The 18,041-nt window shown below is 65.0% G+C and carries 6 protein-coding genes; 1 reads left to right on the forward strand and 5 read right to left on the reverse strand.

Features of this window, described 5'->3' with window-relative positions:
* Positions 1 to 473 precede the first annotated feature (473 nt).
* Positions 474 to 14,435, forward strand: coding sequence for an autotransporter-associated beta strand repeat-containing protein (locus AC1DTQ_RS16395; RefSeq protein ID WP_477850942.1), 13,962 nt, complete (start codon positions 474 to 476; stop codon positions 14,433 to 14,435).
* A gap of 166 nt (positions 14,436 to 14,601) precedes the next feature.
* Here the strand turns inward: AC1DTQ_RS16395 and AC1DTQ_RS16400 are convergent, their stop codons facing one another.
* From AC1DTQ_RS16400 to AC1DTQ_RS16420, 5 genes are all read right to left on the reverse strand, one after another.
* The gene (locus tag AC1DTQ_RS16400; RefSeq protein WP_477850943.1) at positions 14,602 to 15,162 is read right to left on the reverse strand and encodes a thioredoxin family protein; all 561 of its coding nucleotides are present in this window, start codon (positions 15,160 to 15,162) and stop codon (positions 14,602 to 14,604) included.
* Positions 15,163 to 15,164: 2 nt separating this feature from the next.
* Positions 15,165 to 15,869, reverse strand: a complete 705-nt coding sequence (locus AC1DTQ_RS16405; RefSeq protein WP_477850945.1) for a cytochrome c biogenesis CcdA family protein — start codon at positions 15,867 to 15,869, stop codon at positions 15,165 to 15,167.
* A 134-nt stretch (positions 15,870 to 16,003) separates the two neighbouring features.
* On the reverse strand, positions 16,004 to 16,420 hold the full coding sequence (locus AC1DTQ_RS16410) for an organic hydroperoxide resistance protein (protein WP_477850947.1): 417 nt from the start codon (positions 16,418 to 16,420) through the stop codon (positions 16,004 to 16,006).
* 43 nt (positions 16,421 to 16,463) lie between these two features.
* Positions 16,464 to 16,985 carry a cytochrome P460 family protein gene (locus tag AC1DTQ_RS16415; RefSeq protein ID WP_477850949.1) on the reverse strand — a complete coding sequence of 174 codons (522 nt, stop codon included), beginning with the start codon at positions 16,983 to 16,985 and terminating at the stop codon, positions 16,464 to 16,466.
* A 14-nt stretch (positions 16,986 to 16,999) separates the two neighbouring features.
* Entirely contained in the window at positions 17,000 to 18,019 is a 1,020-nt protein-coding gene (locus AC1DTQ_RS16420) for an alpha/beta fold hydrolase (RefSeq protein ID WP_477850950.1), read from the reverse strand.
* Positions 18,020 to 18,041: the final 22 nt, after the last annotated feature.

The raw sequence follows: 18,041 nt of genomic DNA on the forward strand, positions 1-18,041 counted from the left end.
TCACCTTCTAGTCAATTCCAGACCTTCGATCATTCGGTGAGAATTGGTTATTAACGGTGGGTGTAATGCCTCAAGTCCGTGATTAGAGTGCGCGCGATAGAAAACGCTTACAGCGGCGTTGGGATTCGCACTAGCCAGCCGGGGGGAGTAGGCATGTTGCACAGAAGCGGGGGATTCGGCGGCTGGTTGCGAAGGCAACATTGTCGTGCCCAGGTGCTGGACAGGTGTGGTTGCAACTGCCGCCTCGCATGCATGGCTGTTGTTCTTGCAGACACGATTGCTTTGCAGCCAGTCGTGGGGCCGCTTCGTGTCCATTCGTGGCGAGCCGCGATGGTGGCCGGGGATGCAACTCGAAATTCCGCTCTGACATTTCCGCAGGCCGCCTGCGGTCTTATTTCTGCATCGATCGCAGCCAAAACGCGATCGTCGTCTTGCTATGTGCATCTATTTGCATCATCTGAACAGGGGTATTTATGAATCGCGTCTTCCGTATCATCTGGTCCAAGGCTCTGCGTACTTGGGTAGTCGCATCCGAATTCGCCGCGAGCAACGGCAAGGGCGGCGGCGGAGCCGATGAACGCGGGGAAGCGGCGATGCCGGTTTCGCGAACCAATGGCGCCTCGCATTGGCCGATGCGAATCATGGCGCTGTCGGTGCTTCTGGCGTTGTACCTGCCGGCGCAAGCGGCGGACCGGTACTGGGACGTCAATGGCTCGGGTGTGGGTCTGGGTGGCACGGGTGCTTGGAATACGGCGCCCGGTTTCTGGAGCGACAGCAGCGACGGCGTCAGCGGACCCTTCACCAACCCTTGGAACAATGCCGCGCCAGGCGGCGATAACGCCTTCTTCATGGGTACGGCCGGCACGGTGACACTAGCCGGACCGACGACCGTGCATAACCTGACCTTCGGCACCGCCGGTTACACGCTGACGGGTGGCGCGCTCACCCTGGTCGGAGCAGCGCCGACGATCGACACCGCTACTGGCACCACCACGATCAATTCGACTCTTGCTGGCGTTGGAGGGCTGACCAAAGCGGGCACCGGCACTCTGGCCCTCAACGGCGTCAACACCTTCAGCGGCGGCCTCAACATCACTGGGGGCACTTTGGACGTCGCCGGCGATTCGTCGCTCGGCGCGGCAAGCAATGGCATCGCCTTGTCGGCAGGCTCGACGCTGGTCAGTACCGGCGCGCTAGCCGCTAGCCGTGTTGTTACGCTGTCCGGCGCCACCGGTATTGGCGGGGGCGTCGGCTCGGCCCACCTCACCGGGGCCGGCGGCTTTTCCCTGGCCGCGCACACAACGCTGACCGACAACACCAATGATTTCACCGGGCCGGTTGGCACCAACGGCTACAACCTGTCCTTCACCTCGATCCGCAATTTGGGCGAGGCGAGCGCGCTGGGAGCGGCGACCACGGCGGCCAACGGCGCGGTGTCCGTCCGCAACGCCTCCGCCACCTATATTGGTAGCGGCGATACCTCCAACCGCAGCTGGAATATGGCGCCCTTCACAGGCTCCTCCGCTCTGAGAAATCAGGGAACCGGCACGCTGACGGTGACCGGAGACATCACCGCAGGGGGAGGGTATGGGGCATCCGTCATTTTGGACGCGCAGACTGCCGACCTAGCGCTGCTGGGCGTCATAAGCAGCAACCTTGATCGGCCGTTTGTATTCATCGGCGGCGGGACAAACCGCAACATTACCTTGAACAGCGCCAACACCTTTGGCGGTGGCGTCACCATCCAGGCCGTCACCGTAAGGGCAAACTCGCTTGCCGACCAGGGCACCGCCAGTTCGTTGGGGACGGGTGCCGGCGTCGGGACCATCTCTCTCAACAACAGCGTACTGTCCTATATCGGCACCGGAAGCAGCAGCAATCGCGGGCTACTGATCAACAACAGCAGCAGTGTCCTCAACGACGGTACGGGCGCGCTCACACTCAGCGGAGCGGTTGCGTTCAATGCTGCCGCTCCAGCCGATACCTTCACCCTTGGTGGCGGCTTCACGGGCGCCAATACCTTGTCGGGCGTGATTTCAGGCGCCGGCAATCTTGCGATGAACGGCGCCGGCACCTGGGTGCTGGGCGGTAACAACACCTATAGCGGCACTACCACCGTGCAGAACGGCACGTTGACAGCGGGCAGCGCCCAGGCGTTCGGCGCTTCGACGGGTTTGATCGTCAACGGCGGCACGCTGGATCTCAACGATTTGGCCATTACCGCGCCAACGCTGGCCGGCACCGGCGGCACCGTGGACTTGGGCAGTGGTAGTTTGACGGTGAACGCAGCATCCGGCAGCACCACTTATGGCGGCAGCATCGCCGGCAGCGGCAGCCTGACCAAGCTCGGCGGCAGCACCCTGACCCTGACCGGCGCCAACACCTATACCGGCGCAACCAACATCGGTGCTGGCACGCTGGCGCTCAATTTCGCCGGCGCGGGCGGACCGACCAGCAACATCGTTTCCAGCGCGTCGACTTTGAATATGGCCGGCGGCACTCTGACCGTGACCGGCGCCGCCGGCGAAGCCAACACGCAGACCTTCAACGATCTGAATGTGACCGCCGGCAGTAACCGGCTCACCACCGCGCCAGCGGCCGGCGGCGGCGTCACCGTCGATGTCGGTACCATCACCCGCAGCGGCGGCCTGATCGATTTCGGCGTCTCTACCACCGGCATCGTGACCACCGACAATGCAGACGGCACGCTGGGCGGCTGGGCGACGGTCAACGGCAGCGATTACGCCAAGGTGCAGGGCGGCAGCATCATCGCCTTCACCGCGGCCGACTACACAGACAAGGACGACGCAGCCACCTGGCTGGACAACGAGTTCATCAGCGACAGCGACGGCGATGCTCTCAGCTTCTCCGGTACTGTGAGCGGCAATAAGCAGCTGGGCGGCCTGCAATACACCACGGCGGCCAATTCCACGGTAAACGTGGGCGCCGGCCAGACCCTGGGCATCGACGGCACCATCATCGTGACGAGCACGGTGGGGAATACGACAAAGATTATTCAGGGCGGCAACCTGACCGGTCTCTCCGGCGGCAGCACGCTAGGCGTGTTGCAGAATGGCGGGGCGACCAGCAACTTCACCATCGCCTCGACGATTATCGACAACGCCGGCGCCATCGGCTTCAGCAAGGGCGGCACCGGACTGGTCACCCTGACCGGCGCCAACACCTATACCGGCGCCACGACGCTGAGCGGTGGCACGCTGTCCATCAACTCCGTCGCCAATGCCGGTACAGCGAGCAGCATCGGCGCTTCTTCCAACGCCTCGTCCAATCTGGTGATCGAGAACGGCACGCTGAGCTACACCGGCGGCAGCGCCAGCACCGACCGTGGCTTCACGCTGGTCAACGGCGGCCCGTCACGGACCATCGAGGTTACCAACGGCGTCACCAACCTCGCTTTTAACGGATTGGTCATCAGCCCAGATGACGCCGGCTTTACCAAGACCGGCGCGGGCACGCTGACCTTGGGCAATACCGGCAACAACTATGTCGGTGCCACAACGGTGAGCGCCGGCACGTTGTCCGTCGGCGCGCTCGCCAATGGTGGTCTTGCCAGCGGCATCGGCGCCGCCAGCAGCGACTCTGCCAATCTGGTCATCAATACCGGGGCCAATCTGGAATACACGGGCGGAACGGCGGCCAGCGATCGCGGCTTTACCCTGGGCACCGGCGTGGCCGGTGGCGGGATCGACGTGGATAGCGCCCCCACCACGCTGACCATGAGCGGTGTGGCGACCGGAGCCGGCGCTCTGCGCAAGGAAGGCGCGGGCACGCTGGTTCTGTCCGGGACCAACACCTATACGGGCGGCACGATCATCAACGCCGGCGTGCTCCGTGCGGGTTCCGCCACCGCCTTCGGCAGCACGACAGGGCTGATGACGGTGAACGCCGGCGGAGCGCTACAACTCGGCACGTTCAACACCACGGTGGGCGCGCTCTCCGGCGCGGGGCTTGTGGACGTTGGAACGGCCATGCTGACGATGGGCGGCGTCAATGGCACATTCACCGGGGCGATCAGCGGCACAGGCGGGCTGACGCGCACCGGCGGCGGCGCGCAGACCTTTACGGGCTGCAACAACTCCTATACCGGCGCCACCACGATCAACGGCGGCGTGATCAGCACCAACTGCCTAGCCAACGGCCTTTCGGCCAGTGGCATCGGCGCCTCATCCAACGCTTCGTCCAACCTGATGCTGGCGAATAACGGCGTACTGCAATACACGGGCGCCAGCGTCGCGATCGATCGCGGAATCAATTTGGCCGGCGGCTGGGGTTATATCGACGTGACCAACGGCGGCACTACGCTCAGCTTTGGCGGAACGGTGACGGGTGGGGGCGGCCTGGTCAAGCGCGACCAAGGCACGCTGGTGCTTTCCGGACCCAATACCTATACCGGCGGTACGGCTGTCCAGGCAGGGATTTTACGCGCCGGCTCGACCACCGCCTTTGGCACGGGCGGTATGACCCTTTCGAACGTTGCCGGCGCAACCCTCGATCTGGCCAACAACAATAGCTCGGTCCTCAACCTTCAAGGGGGCGGCGCGCTCGGCGGCAACATCGCCCTGGGATCGGCCACGCTGACGGTCACCAACGGCAGCAACCTCACCTATTCTGGTGCCATCAGCGGCACGGGCGGCGTGCGCAAGAGTGGTGGTCCGGGGGCCGTCCAGGTCCTGGCAGGCTGCGCCAGCAGCTACGCGGGATCCACAGTGATCGATTCGGGCGGCATCGCGGTGAGCTGTCTTGGGAACGGCGGCAGTAACAGCTCGATCGGCGCTTCGAGCGCAGCGGCCAGCAATCTGGTGCTCAATGGCGGCTACTTGCAATATCTCGGCGCCGGCAATAGCACGGACCGGCAGTTCACACTGGGCGGCAGCGTCTCTCTTTACTCGTCCGGTACCGGCGCGATCGCCTTCACCAGCGCGGCGGCGGTCGCGCAGGCCGGCACGGCGAACGCACCGCGCACGCTGACGCTGCGCGGCGCCAACACCGGCAACAATATTCTTGCGGCGCAACTCACCAACAACGGCACCGGCGCCACCTCGTTGACCAAGGACGATGGCGGGACCTGGATCCTGACCAACTCCGACAGCACCTATACCGGCATCACTACCATCAATGGTGGTGTACTCGGTGTCGACAAGCTCAGCAACGGCGGCGTGGCCAGCAGCATCGGCGCCTCATCGGCGGCGGCCGCCAATCTGGTGATCGGCAACGGCTCGACGCTGCGCTACACCGGCGCTGGCGATACGACCAACCGCCTATTCACGCTCTCCGCGGGTACTTCCTTCATCGAGTCCTCCGGCACCGGCGCGGTCGTCTTCACCGACACCGGCCCGGTGACGCTGCAGACCAACAATGTGGCGCGCACCATCGCACTCGGCGGCACCAACACCGGCAACAACACGCTCGCCGGATCCATCGGCAATGCGGGCACCGGCGTCACCACGCTGGCCAAGAACGACAGCGGCACCTGGGTGCTCACCGGCAACAACACCTTCACCGGCAACACCGTCATCAACGACGGCAATCTGATCATCGGCAACGGCGGCACCACCGGCAATGCCGGCGCCGGCAACGTCATCGTCAATGCGCCGACCTCGACGCTGTCGATCAACCGCAGCGACGCGTTCAACTTCAACGGCACGCTGAGCGGCCCGGGCACACTGGCGCAGATCGGTACCGGCACCACCGTGCTGACCTCGACCGGCAACAGCATCGGCGCCACCACCATCAGCGCCGGTACGTTGGAAGTGAACGGTGCCCTGACCACGTCCACCATCGCAATGACCGGCACTTCCGCGTTGACGGTCAATGGCACTGTGCAAGCCGCGGGTGGCACGGCCTCCACAATCACCGGCGATGTCGGTGCCAGCACGATCAACCTCAACGGCACATTGCTCGCCAACGGCAACCTCGGCGGCGGCAGCGATGTGGTCAACGTCGCCGGCACGCTGAACACCAGTGCCGGCGTGCTGAACCTGGGCGATGGCGACGACACGCTGTCGCTGGTCGATGGCGGCGTCATCAGCGGTGCCGGCGTCGACGGCGGCCTGGGCGCGGGCGATATCCTGCAGGTGAACAACGCCGCGCCGCGCACGATCAGCGGCGCCCTCTTTGCGGGCTTCGAGCGACTTATCAAACAGGGTCTCGGGATTCTGACGGCGACCGGCAACCACACCTTCAGCGCCGGCACCGACCTCGCCGGCGGCACCTTGGACGTCGACGGCAGCGTGACCACGCCGACGGTGACCATGGCCGACGGCACCACGCTCAATGTGGACGGCACCCTGCAAGCGGCCGGCGGCACGGCGGCGACGCTCACCGGCAGTGCCGGCGTCAACACGGTCCTGGTCAACACGGGCGCAACGCTCCGGGCCAACGGCGATCTGGGCGGCGGCAACGACGTCGTGACCCTCGCCAGCACGCTGGACACCGGCGCCGCAGCGCTGGCCCTGGGCAGCGGCGACGACACCGTGACCTTGAACGACGGCGCGAGCCTGGCGGGTGTCGGCATCAATGCCGGCGCGCAGACGACCAACGACGTGTTGATCCTCAATAATGCACTGGGTCTGACCTTCGACGGCAGCCGCACCGCCGGTTTCGAAAGCCTGATCAAGCAGAACTCCGGCACCGCCACGATGACCGGCACGCAGAGCTTCACCGCCGGCACCGCGCTCAACGGCGGTGTATTGGATATCGATGGCAGCCTGACCACGCCGACAGTGGCGATGGCCGGCGGCACCACGCTCAACGTGGATGGCGCGCTGCATGGCACCGGCGGCACCGCGGCACAGGTCACCGGCGGCGCCGGCGTGGAGACGATCAACATCGCCGGCACGGCGACGGCAACCGGCGACCTGGGCGGCGGCAACGATGTGCTCGACGTCACCGGCACGCTGGACACCGACGGCGGCGTGTTCGCGCTGGGCGACGGCGACGACAGCTTTGTGGTGCACGACGGCACCAACGTGATCGGCACCATCGACGGCGGCGCGGGTCTAGACAGCCGCGTCTACAACATCAACGGCGTCGCCGATCTCGGCGCGCTGGTCAACTTCGAGGGCATCACCAAGACCGGCACCGGCACGTTGAATCTCAACGGCCCCGGCACCACCGATCTGCAGGAAGTGGAAGTGCTGGGCGGCACGCTGGACATCGGCGCAGCCGGCAGCTTGACCGGCGTGCAGAATGCAATCGTGGCCAGTGGCGCCACGCTGAATGTGGACGGCGTATTCGGCTTCACCACGGGCGCGGACAGCTTCACCGTTGCCGGTACCGTGACTGGCGCGAGTACCATCGACATGCTCGATGGCAACGACACCTTCACCCTCCAGGACGGCGCAGACCTGTCCGGTTTGAATGGTCCGGTCGATGGCGGCGCCGGCACCGACGCGTTGGTGGCCGACCTGGCCGGTACCGCGACCTTGGGTGGCGCGGTCAACTTCGAAACCTTGGACAAGACCAACACCGGCACGCTGATCGTCGCCGGCCCGGCGCCCTCCAGCTTCACCACGGTCAATGTCGCCGGCGGCACTTTGGATATCGACGCTGCTGGTGCGATCAATGGCGTGGTGACCGGTACCGTGGCCAGCGGCAGCACCTTGAATGTCGACGGCAGCTACACCGGCTCGACCGGCAACGACAGCCTGACGGTAGCGGGTGCGGTGACAGGCAACGGCAGCATCGCCTTCGGCAATGGCGACGACACGCTGACGCTGAACGAGGGCGCCGACCTGAGCGCCTTCAACGGCACGCTGGACGGCGGTGCGCACGGCGCTGGCGACCGAGTGGCGCTGAACAATGCCACTGCCATGACCTTGAATGTGGCAAACCTCGTCAACTTCGAGTTCCTGCAAAAGGACAACATCGGCGAGGCGACATTGACCGGCAACACCGCGTTCAGCGGCGGCACGTTACTCAATGGCGGCACGCTGACGGTCGCGGGCGGCCTGACCACCCCGACGCTGGCGATGGCCGGCGGCACGACACTCAACGTCGACGGCACACTGCAGGGCGCCGGCGGCACCGCGGCGCAGATCACCGGCGGCGCCGGAGTGGAGACGATCAACATCGCCGGCACGGCGACGGCGACCGGCGACCTGGGCGGCGGCAACGATGTGCTGGACGTGACCGGTACGCTGGACACCGACGGTGGCGTATTCGCGCTGGGCGACGGCAACGACAGCTTCATCGTGCACGACGGCTCCAACGTCATCGGCACCATCGATGGCGGCGCGGGCCTGGACAGCCGCGTCTACAACATCAATGGCAGCGCCAACCTGGGTGCACTGGTCAATTTCGAAGGCGTCACCAAGACCGGTACCGGCACGCTGAATATCGATGGTCCCGTTCCCACGGACCTGCAGGACGTGCAGGTGCTGGGCGGCACGCTGGACATCGGTCCGGCGGGCAGCGTGATCGCGAGCGTGGGCAGCGCATTGAACACGGTCGTGGGCAGCGGTGCGACATTGAACGTGGACGGCAGCTACGGCTGCGGTGCGCAGGCCGACACGATGACGGTGTCGGGTACGGTTTCCGGTACCGGCACCATCAACCTCTGTGGCGGCGACGATACGCTGACGCTCAACGACGGTGCGGTGCTGACCAACGTGATCGACGGCGATGCCGGTACGGCCGATACCGTAGTACTGAACAATGCCGGCGCAATGACGTTCAACGGCGCCAATACGGTGAACTTCGAGGTGCTGCAGAAGGACAACGTGGGCGAAGCGACGCTGACGGGTGTTGCGGCCTATACCGGCGGCACGCTACTCAATGGCGGTACGCTCAACGTCGCCGGTGGCCTGACCACGCCGACGCTGGCGATGGCCGGCGGTACTACGCTCAATGTCAACGGTACGCTGCAAGGCGCCGGCGGCACGGCCGCGGCGATCACCGGCGGCGCCGGCGTGGAGACGATCAACATCGCCGGTACGGCGACGGCGACCGGCGATCTGGGCGGCGGCAACGACGTGCTCGATGTCACCGGCACGCTGGACACCGACGGCGGCGTGTTCGCGCTGGGCGATGGCGACGACAGCTTCGTGGTGCACGACGGCACGGTGGTGAACGGCACCATCGACGGTGGCGCGGGCCTGGACAGCCGCGTCTACAACATCAACGGCGTCGCCGACCTCGGCGCGCTGCTCAACTTCGAGGGCGTGACCAAGACCGGCACCGGTACGCTGAACCTCAATGGCCCCGGCGCGACCGATCTGCAGGACGTGCAGGTGCTCGGCGGCACGCTCAACGTCGGCGCAGGCGCCAGCGTAGTGGCAACGGCCGGTAGCGCGCTCAACACCGTAGTCGGCAGCGGCGCGACGCTGAATGTGGACGGCAGCTATGGTTGCGGTGCGCAGGCCGACACGATGACGGTGTCGGGCACGGTTTCCGGTAGCGGCACCATCAACCTCTGCGGCGGCGACGATACGCTGACGCTCAACGACGGTGCGGTGCTGGCCAACGTGATCGACGGCGATGCCGGCACGGCCGATACGGTGGTGCTCAACAACACCGGGGCGATGACGTTCAACGGCGCCAACACGGTGAACTTCGAGATTCTGCAGAAGGACAACGTGGGCGAAGCGACGCTGACCGGTGTTGCGACCTATACCGGAGGCGCGTTGCTCAATGGCGGCACGTTGACGGTAGACGGCAGCCTGACCACGCCGACGCTTGCGATGGGCGACGGCACCACGCTCAACGTCGACGGCGCGCTGCAGGGCGTGGGCGGCACCGCCGCAACGATCACCGGCAGCGCCGGCACCAACATCGTGTCGGTGTCTGCGGGCGCCACCTTGACCGCGACCGGCGACCTGGGCGACGGCAGCGATGTGCTGGATGCGGCCGGGACGATCGACACCGACGGCGGCGTGCTCTCGCTCGGCGCGGGCGACGACACCTTCAACGTCTACGACACCACCGATACCAGTCTGGCCACCATCGACGGCGGCGCGGGCAACGATCTGCTGGACGTAACGGTGGGGTCGGGCAACACGGTACCGCTGGGCGGCCTGCTGGGCTTCGAGTCGCTGGGCAAATCCGGCCTGGGCACGCTTGAGATCCATGGCGCCTCGGACTTCATCGACGTGGCCCTCAATGGCGGCACGCTACGCGTCACCGATACCGGCAGCGTGAGCGCGGCCAACACCACGATCCTGGCCGGCGCCACGCTGGAACTGGCGGACGGCGGCAGCTACAGCGGTACCGCGGGCGACGACACGTTCACGGTCGCCGGCAGCGTGGTCAGCACCGGCAGCAACACGGGCTCCCTCGATCTGGGTGGAGGCAACGACACCTTCACTATCCAGGATGGCGCCGATCTGTCCGGCCTGGCCCAACCCGTCAGCGGCGGCGCGGGCACGGACAACTTCGTCGCCGATCTGGCCGGCACGGCCACTCTGGGTGGCGCGATCGACTTCGAAACGCTGACCAAGACCAATACCGGCACGCTGATCGTGGCAGGACCTGCGACGTCCAGCTTCGCTACGGTCAATGTGGACGGCGGCATCCTGGACATCGGCGCAGCCGGCAGCTTGACCGGCGTGCAGAACGCGACCGTGGCCAGTGGCGCCACGCTCAACGTCGATGGCGTGTTCGGCTTCACCGCCGGTGCGGACAGCTTCACCGTCGCCGGTACCGTCACGGGCACGAGCACCATCGACATGCTCGATGGCGATGACACGTTCACGATCCAGGACGGCGCGGACCTGTCCGGCCTGAATGGTCCGGTCGATGGCGGTGCCGGCAACGACACCTTCGTGTCCGATCTGGCGGGCACCGCTACGCTCGGCGGTGCGCTCAACTTCGAAACCTTGAACAAGACCAACACCGGCACCTTGATCGTCGCCGGGCCAGCAGCTTCCGCTTTCACGACGGTCAACGTCGCCGGCGGCACCCTGGACGTTGGTGTAAACGGCGCGCTCGATGGCGTGGTCACCGGTACGGTGGCCAGCGGCGCGACGCTCAATGTCGATGGCCGCTACACCGGTTCGGCGGGCATCGACACGTTGACGGTCGCCGGCATTGTGAGTGGCAGCGGCGACATCGCGCTCGGAGACGGCGACGATACGCTCACGCTCAACGACGGCGCCGATCTAAGCGGGCTCGGCGGCCTGCTGGACGGCGGCGCGCATAGTGGCGGCGATCGCGTGGTGCTGAACAACGCCACTGCGATGAACTTCAGCGCCGGCAACCTCGTCAACTTCGAGTTCCTGCAGAAGGACAACCTCGGTGAGGCCACACTGGGCGGGACCATGGCATTCACCGGCGGTACCGTGCTCAATGGTGGCACCTTGACCGTAGCGGGCGATCTGACCACATCCACCGTATCGATGGCCGACGACACCGCGCTCAACGTCGATGGCGCACTGCAAGGCACGGGCAGCACTGCGGCAGTGATCACCGGCAGCGCCGGTGTCAATACGGTGACCGTCACTGGTACGGCGTTGGCGAGTGGCGATCTGGGTGCCGGCGACGATGTGCTCGACGTGACCGGCACGCTCGACACTGACGGCGGCGCCTTTGGCTTGGGCGACGGCGACGATGATTTCGTCGTCCACGACGGCACGGTGGTGAACGGCACCATCGACGGCGGGGCCGGTCTGGACAGCCGTGTCTACGATATCAATGGCATGGCCGAGTTCGGCGCGCTGCTCAACTTCGAAGGCGTGACCAAACGCGGCGCCGGCACGTTGAACATCAGCGGCCCGGGCGCGACCGACCTTCAGAGCGTGGAAGTCGAGGGCGGCACGCTGAATGTCGGCGCGGCCGCCAGCGTGGTGGCCACCGCAGGCAGTGCGTTGAATACCGTCGTAGCGAGCGGGGCGACCTTGAACGTCGACGGCAGCTTCGGCTGTGGCGACAACGCCGATACGATGACAGTGGCTGGCACGGTCTCCGGTTCGGGTGCCGTGGCGATGTGCGGTGGCGACGACACGCTGACCCTGCAGGACGGTGCGACGCTGGCCAACCTCATCGATGGCGGTGCGGATATCGACACGGTGGTGCTCGACAACGCCAGTGCGATGAGCTTCGACGGCGGCAACACGATCAATTTTGAAGTGCTGCAAAAGGACAACATCGGCGCGGCGACGCTCACCGGCAACGCGACGTACACCGGCGGGGCGCTGCTCAACGGCGGCACGCTGACGGTGACAGGTAGCCTGACCGCGCCGACGGTGGCGATGGCCGACGGTACCGTGTTCAATGTCAACGGTGCACTACAAGGCACCGGCGGCACCGCGGCGGCGCTCACCGGCAGCGCCGGCGTCAACACGGTGAACATTGCCGGCACCGCGCTGGCGAATGGCGATCTTGGCGGCGGTAACGACGTGGTCGATGTGACCGGCACCTTGAACACCGGCAGCGGCGTGTTCGCGCTGGGCGACGGCGACGACACGCTAACCATCCATGACGGAACCAACATCGTCGGCACAGTCGTTGCGGGTACCGGCAACGACACCTTCAACACCGACATAGCCACGAACGCGGACCTGGGCGCGGTGCAGGGCTTCGAGACCTTGAGCAAGACGGGTATCGGCACGCTCGACATCAACGGCCCGATGAGCTCTGACTTCACTACCGTCAACGTGCTCGCCGGCACCGTGAATGTCGCCGCGGGTGGCAGCGTGGTGGCGCAGAACACCACCGTTGCGGCCGGCTCGACCCTGCAGATCGCCGGTAGTTATTCGGGCACTGCCGGCGATGACAGCTTCACCTCGATGGGCACCGTTCGCGGTGCGCTCACCTTCGGTGCGGGAGCCGATACGGCACGCTTCGTCGGAGGAGACGTCAGCGGCTTGACCAGCTTGGACGGTGGTGCCGGCAGCGATTTGCTGAGTTTCAGCGGCTTGCAGTTGCAGGCAGCAAGCCTGCCCACGTTGGCTGGGTGGGAGCGCATGGAGTTGCTCAACAACAGCGCGCTCACCTTGGGCGGCGCGTTCAACCTAAGTGGTGGCGTGCTGGCGATCGACGCTACTTCCACGCTGTTCGCCAATGCCGGCGCCAGCCTCAATGGAAGTATCGAGAACGCGGGTCTCATCGATGTCGGCCTCAATCGTCTGGCGATCGGTGGCGGCTATACCAGCAACGCCGGCGCCCTGCAGCTGACGGTTTCGCCAGGCACGTCGACCTCGGGCGGCTTAAGCATCACCGGCGATGTAGTGGGCACTACCCGCGTGGTGTTCAATAGCGATGGCAGCAGTCCCGCTGCCGATGCCCCGGCATCGATCCTGGTGATCTCCAGCCCGAACGACAACACCGCGACCGCAGGCGGCTTCGTCCCCACGGATTCTCCCGATGGCTTCGTACGCCTGGAAGGCAGCCTCAATCCCTGGACCTTCGGACAGCAGGCGGACAACAACTGGTACCTGAGCGCCGAGACGGCCAGTTTGCTGCCGGAAATTTCTGGCTATGCCGTGTTGCCCAGTCTGGGTACTTTGCTCAGCCGGCAGAGCAGCGATCTGGTGCATCAGCGTCTTGCGGGCGTACGCAGCACCGAGCGTCCGCAATGCGGTGGTCAAGGTGTCGGACAGTCCGGTAATGCGAGTGCTGCCGTGATCGACGACTGCCATGGTCTTTGGGTGGCAACCACCGCCAGCGAACTCGAATTGGGCGCCAATCCGGGTTTCGAAGTCTCCGGCGATGATGTGGGTCTTTACGTCGGTATCGATGGCGATCTGGAGCGGGACAACCGGACGATCCGCGCCGGTGGTTACGTGGGCTTTACCCACGGCGTGTACTGGACCACGGGCGCCAGCTCAACCGAACTGGCAGGCACGGGGCCGGCAAGGATAGATATCGACTCGCCCGTCGTAGGCATGTACGCCAATACCGAGTGGCACAACGGCAACTATCTGGACCTGGTCCTGAGTGGTCATCGGCCCGGGGCGGACATCCGAACGGCCGATGGTTTCACCCAGCGGGTCACCGGTAACTCCCTGACCCTGAGTGCGCGCATCGGACGCAGCTACGAGTTGGACAATGGCTGGAAACTGGAGCCGCAAGTGCAACTGACGGCCAGCCAGATGCATTGGGCCGATACGATCGATGCGGCGGGCCGAGAGCTAGTGATCGACGACGATCTTGCCGGCGCGGCGCGTGCGGCCCTTCGTGTGGAGAAAGCGTTCACCACCGCGGGCGGCGCATTAATAAAGCCTTGGGTGATGGTGGGGGTCCAGAATGTAGTCGGCGAGAAGGAAAACGGCATGTACTTGGGCACGCCGGGTTCAATGGATGCGGCGCAGGCATTCCCGGGCCACGATCTGGGCACCTCCGCGAATCTGGACCTTGGCGTGGAAGCGGGAGTGAACCAGAATTTCAGTCTGTTCGGCGTCATTTCAGTCGGCCAGGATATTGACGGCAGCGACCTTGAACAACGCTCGGCCAACCTGGGACTGCGTGTGCGTTGGTGACACCGAGCTATCAGCGAACCGGCGTCGTCATCGACGCCGGTTTAATCAATCTAGCGAATTTGTGGAATGTCTGCTTCTGGCCGGAAGCGGACTCATTGTCAGGCCGGAAGCAACAATCTCGCATCTGTCGTTGCTTCCGACCTTGTCGTCCAGCGCACTGGCGCGTTCATTTGCCAGTGATGCGATTATTCACAAGCAATTGCTGAATCCTCGCTTCGGTCGTCTCGTACGCGCCTTCCCCGAAATGCTGGTAGACGATGCGGCCGTTCTGATCGATCAGGTACAGCGCAGGCCAATACTGGTTGCGGTAAGCGTTCCAGGTGCGGTAGTCGTTGTCCTGTGCGACTGGATAGGTGATGCCGAATCGCTTCACTGCGGCCTGCAGATTCGATAGCCGCTTTTCGTAGCCGTACTCGGGCGTGTGCACGCCGACCACCACCAGGCCTTGGTCCTTGTACTTCGCATGCCATGCCTTGGTGTGCGGCAGCACACGGATGCAGTTGATGCAGGAATAGGTCCAGACCTCCACCAGCACTATTTTGCCACGCAGCTGTTGCAACGTAAGCGGTGGGCTATTCAGCCATTGCCCGATGCCTTTGAATTCCGGGGCGACCGGTGCAGGCGAAGAGTGAGTGGGTTCTACAGGATCAGCGGCCATGCCCGGTGAACAGGCAGAAGCGAACAGGCAGGCTGCCAAGAGCGTAATGGCGGGTTTGATCATTTTCATGGTTATAGTCCTTGCGAAACGGAGGGAAGCCACTGGGTTACCCAGGCCGACACCAGCACGTCGTACTGCAGCAGCTGGAGAACGGCGACCGCGACGGCCAATACGCCGAAGAGACGGCGCAGTGAGTTGGTGTGGCGTTGGAGGAATGCCAAGCGGGACGTCACCCAATGGCCGCCGTATGCGATGAGCAACATGGGAAGCCCGGCACCAATTGCGTAAAGCCCCAGCAGCGCAGTGGCCTGCGCCGGCGCCCGGGAGCTTGCCGCCAGCGACAGTACCGAAGCGAGCACGGGGCCCGCGCAGGGCGTCCACGCCAGCCCCAGTGAAGCGCCGATCAACAGAACGCCGATTCGACCGCCGATCGGGAGTCGGTGTGTCGCGACCGTTGCACGTGATGCGCGCCACTGGCGCACCCGATCGACGGCCCAGTCGAATGGCGCCGACCAGAAACATGCAAGGCCAGCAATCAGCAGCACAACGATGGACGCGTTGCGGATGACGCCTTGCAATGCACCGGACGATGCCGAGAGCGCGCCGATCAGAATCCCGCCCGCGGCGAACGTTGCCACGAATCCGGCGATCACCAGCAGCGGATCTTCGCGACGACGACCCGTGCTGGTGGCCAACACGATCGGTAGGACGGGAAGAATGCACGGGGAAAGGATGGTGGCCATGCCAGCGGCGATGGCCAATGCGTATTCGATCATGGGTAGCGCCTGCGGTGCGGTGGATGGATGACCATTCCATCGCTCGAATGTCACCAGGGTGTGTGCCGGTAACGGAGTTTTGTAACGAGAAGTGCGGCCTAAGGCGCTGATGACATTGCGTTACAAAGGAGGCGTCACACCAAGAGGATCTGCACGTTGATGTTGCCGCGCGTGGCTTTGGAATACGGGCAGGTGCGATGTGCCTCGTCGACCAGCATCTGCGCCTGTTCGCGCGGCAGACCCGGCAGCGACACATTCAGCCGTGCCTGCAACTGGTAACCATCGCCTATCAGGCCCAGGTCGACTTCGGCATCGATAGCGGTATCCGCCGGAAGGGAAATCTTGAACTTGCGGGCGGCCAGGCCCATCGCGCCCTCAAAGCAGGCCGACCAGCCAGCGGCGAACAATTGTTCCGGGTTGGTCCCGGCACGATTGCTGCCGGGTGGCGACAGGGTAACGTCGAGTTGACCGTCGTCGCTGCGCGCACGGCCTTCGCGGCCACCGACGGTATGGGTTTTGCCGGTGTAGAGAACTTTGTCGAGAACAGTCATGAGAGTTTCCTTTGAGTTTGCTGAGGGATAGAGAGCCGGGTGCTTACGGCGCCAGGCGGGTAAAAACGTAGTCGCGATCCTTCACGCGTGCGGCGTGGCAGGCATGGCAAGTGCGATGCTGTGCTTCGTCTACGGGTTTGCCGTCGACGAAGCGTCCATAACCCCAGCCGCCGGTGGAGGCGTAGCGTTTGGAATCCTTCACCATCACCTGCACGGTGGTGGCGGCGCCTGGAACCGATGCCGAAGCGAAGTCCGCAGAGGGCACGCGCTTCCATGCGCGCTTGACCAGGACGGTGCCGTCGGGGAAAGGGCGTTGGTCATCGCGGAACGCTCGCAACGCCACTGCATTGCCGACGACTACGCGCAGCTCGTTGAACGGCGCGGCCTCTTGCGCCGGAGCGATGAGCGGCCAGTCGCGATACCCGTCGGGCAGCGTTACTCCGAAGACGGGTGCGGCCAGAGCGGGTTCCTCGCCATCGCGCGCTGCGGCGATCAGTGCGGCGGCGATGAGGATAGGGATCGCGAGTAGGGCGACCAACAACGCGATGCGGTGCTTGGATGTCATGGCAGAGCTCCTCATCACAGACGAGTGGCGTCGATCACCGCTTGCACGAACTCGCGCGGCGCTTCCTGCGGCGGGTTGTGGCCGATACCGCCGGTGAAAGTACGGTGCTCGTACTTGCCAGTGAATTTGTTCGCGTAGGCCGCCGGTAAAGGGTGCGGCGCACCGTTGGCATCGCCCTCGATGGTGATCGTCGGGACGGTGATCACCGGTGCCTGTGCCAGGCGCTGTTCCAGAGCCGCGTACTTCGGCTCGCCTTCAGCCAAGCCCAGGCGCCAGCGGTAGTTATGCACGGTGATCGCAACGTGGTCGGGATTGTCCAGAGCGGCCGCGCTGCGGTCGAAGGTGGCGTCGTCGAACTTCCACTGCGGCGATGCGAGTTGCCAGATCTGTTTGGCGAAGTCGTGCGTGTACTGCGTGTAGCCAGCGCGGCCGCGATCGGTGGCGAAGTAGTACTGGTACCACCACTTCAGCTCGGCTTCCGGCGGCAACGGCTGCTTGCCGGCTTCCTGGCTACCGATGAGATAACCACTCACCGACACCAGTGCCGTCACGCGCTCAGGCCAGAGCGCCGCCACGATGCCTGCCGACCGTGCGCCCCAGTCGAAGCCCGCGATGGTAGCGCGCTGGATCTTCAATGCATCCATCAGGGCGACGACGTCGGATGCGAGTGCCGCTGGCTCGCCGTTGCGCGGCGTGTCGGCCGAGCGGAAGCGGGTGCTGCCGTAGCCTCGCAGGTGCGGCACGATGACGCGATAGCCGCGGGCCGCCAGTTGCGGCGCGACCTCCGCATAGCTGTTGATGTCGTACGGCCATCCATGCAGCAGGATGATGGCCTTGCCGTGGGATGGACCCAGCTCGGCATAGCCGATGCTCAGGTCGCCGGCGTCGATCTGCTTGTCCGCCACCAGCGGCGATGGAGTAGCGGTGTGCGCGGCTTCTGGCGGTGCGGCACTGGCGACGCCGGCCAACGCGAACTGCGCGGCAAGCAGCCACGGCACCAATCGAGTAATGGAACGGAATTTGATCGCTTGCATGAGCGTACTCCTGGTAAGGACG

The organism is Pseudoxanthomonas sp. P4_B2, assembly GCF_056402315.1.

What these genes read in the sequence shown, in the direction of transcription:
- AC1DTQ_RS16395 (WP_477850942.1), top strand. Translation starts at nt 474, where the DNA reads ATGAATCGCGTCTTCCGTATCATCTGGTCCAAGGCTCTGCGTACTTGG.
- AC1DTQ_RS16400 (WP_477850943.1), bottom strand. Translation starts at nt 15,162, where the DNA reads ATGAAAATGATCAAACCCGCCATTACGCTCTTGGCAGCCTGCCTGTTC.
- AC1DTQ_RS16405 (WP_477850945.1), bottom strand. Translation starts at nt 15,869, where the DNA reads ATGATCGAATACGCATTGGCCATCGCCGCTGGCATGGCCACCATCCTT.
- AC1DTQ_RS16410 (WP_477850947.1), bottom strand. Translation starts at nt 16,420, where the DNA reads ATGACTGTTCTCGACAAAGTTCTCTACACCGGCAAAACCCATACCGTC.
- AC1DTQ_RS16415 (WP_477850949.1), bottom strand. Translation starts at nt 16,985, where the DNA reads ATGACATCCAAGCACCGCATCGCGTTGTTGGTCGCCCTACTCGCGATC.
- AC1DTQ_RS16420 (WP_477850950.1), bottom strand. Translation starts at nt 18,019, where the DNA reads ATGCAAGCGATCAAATTCCGTTCCATTACTCGATTGGTGCCGTGGCTG.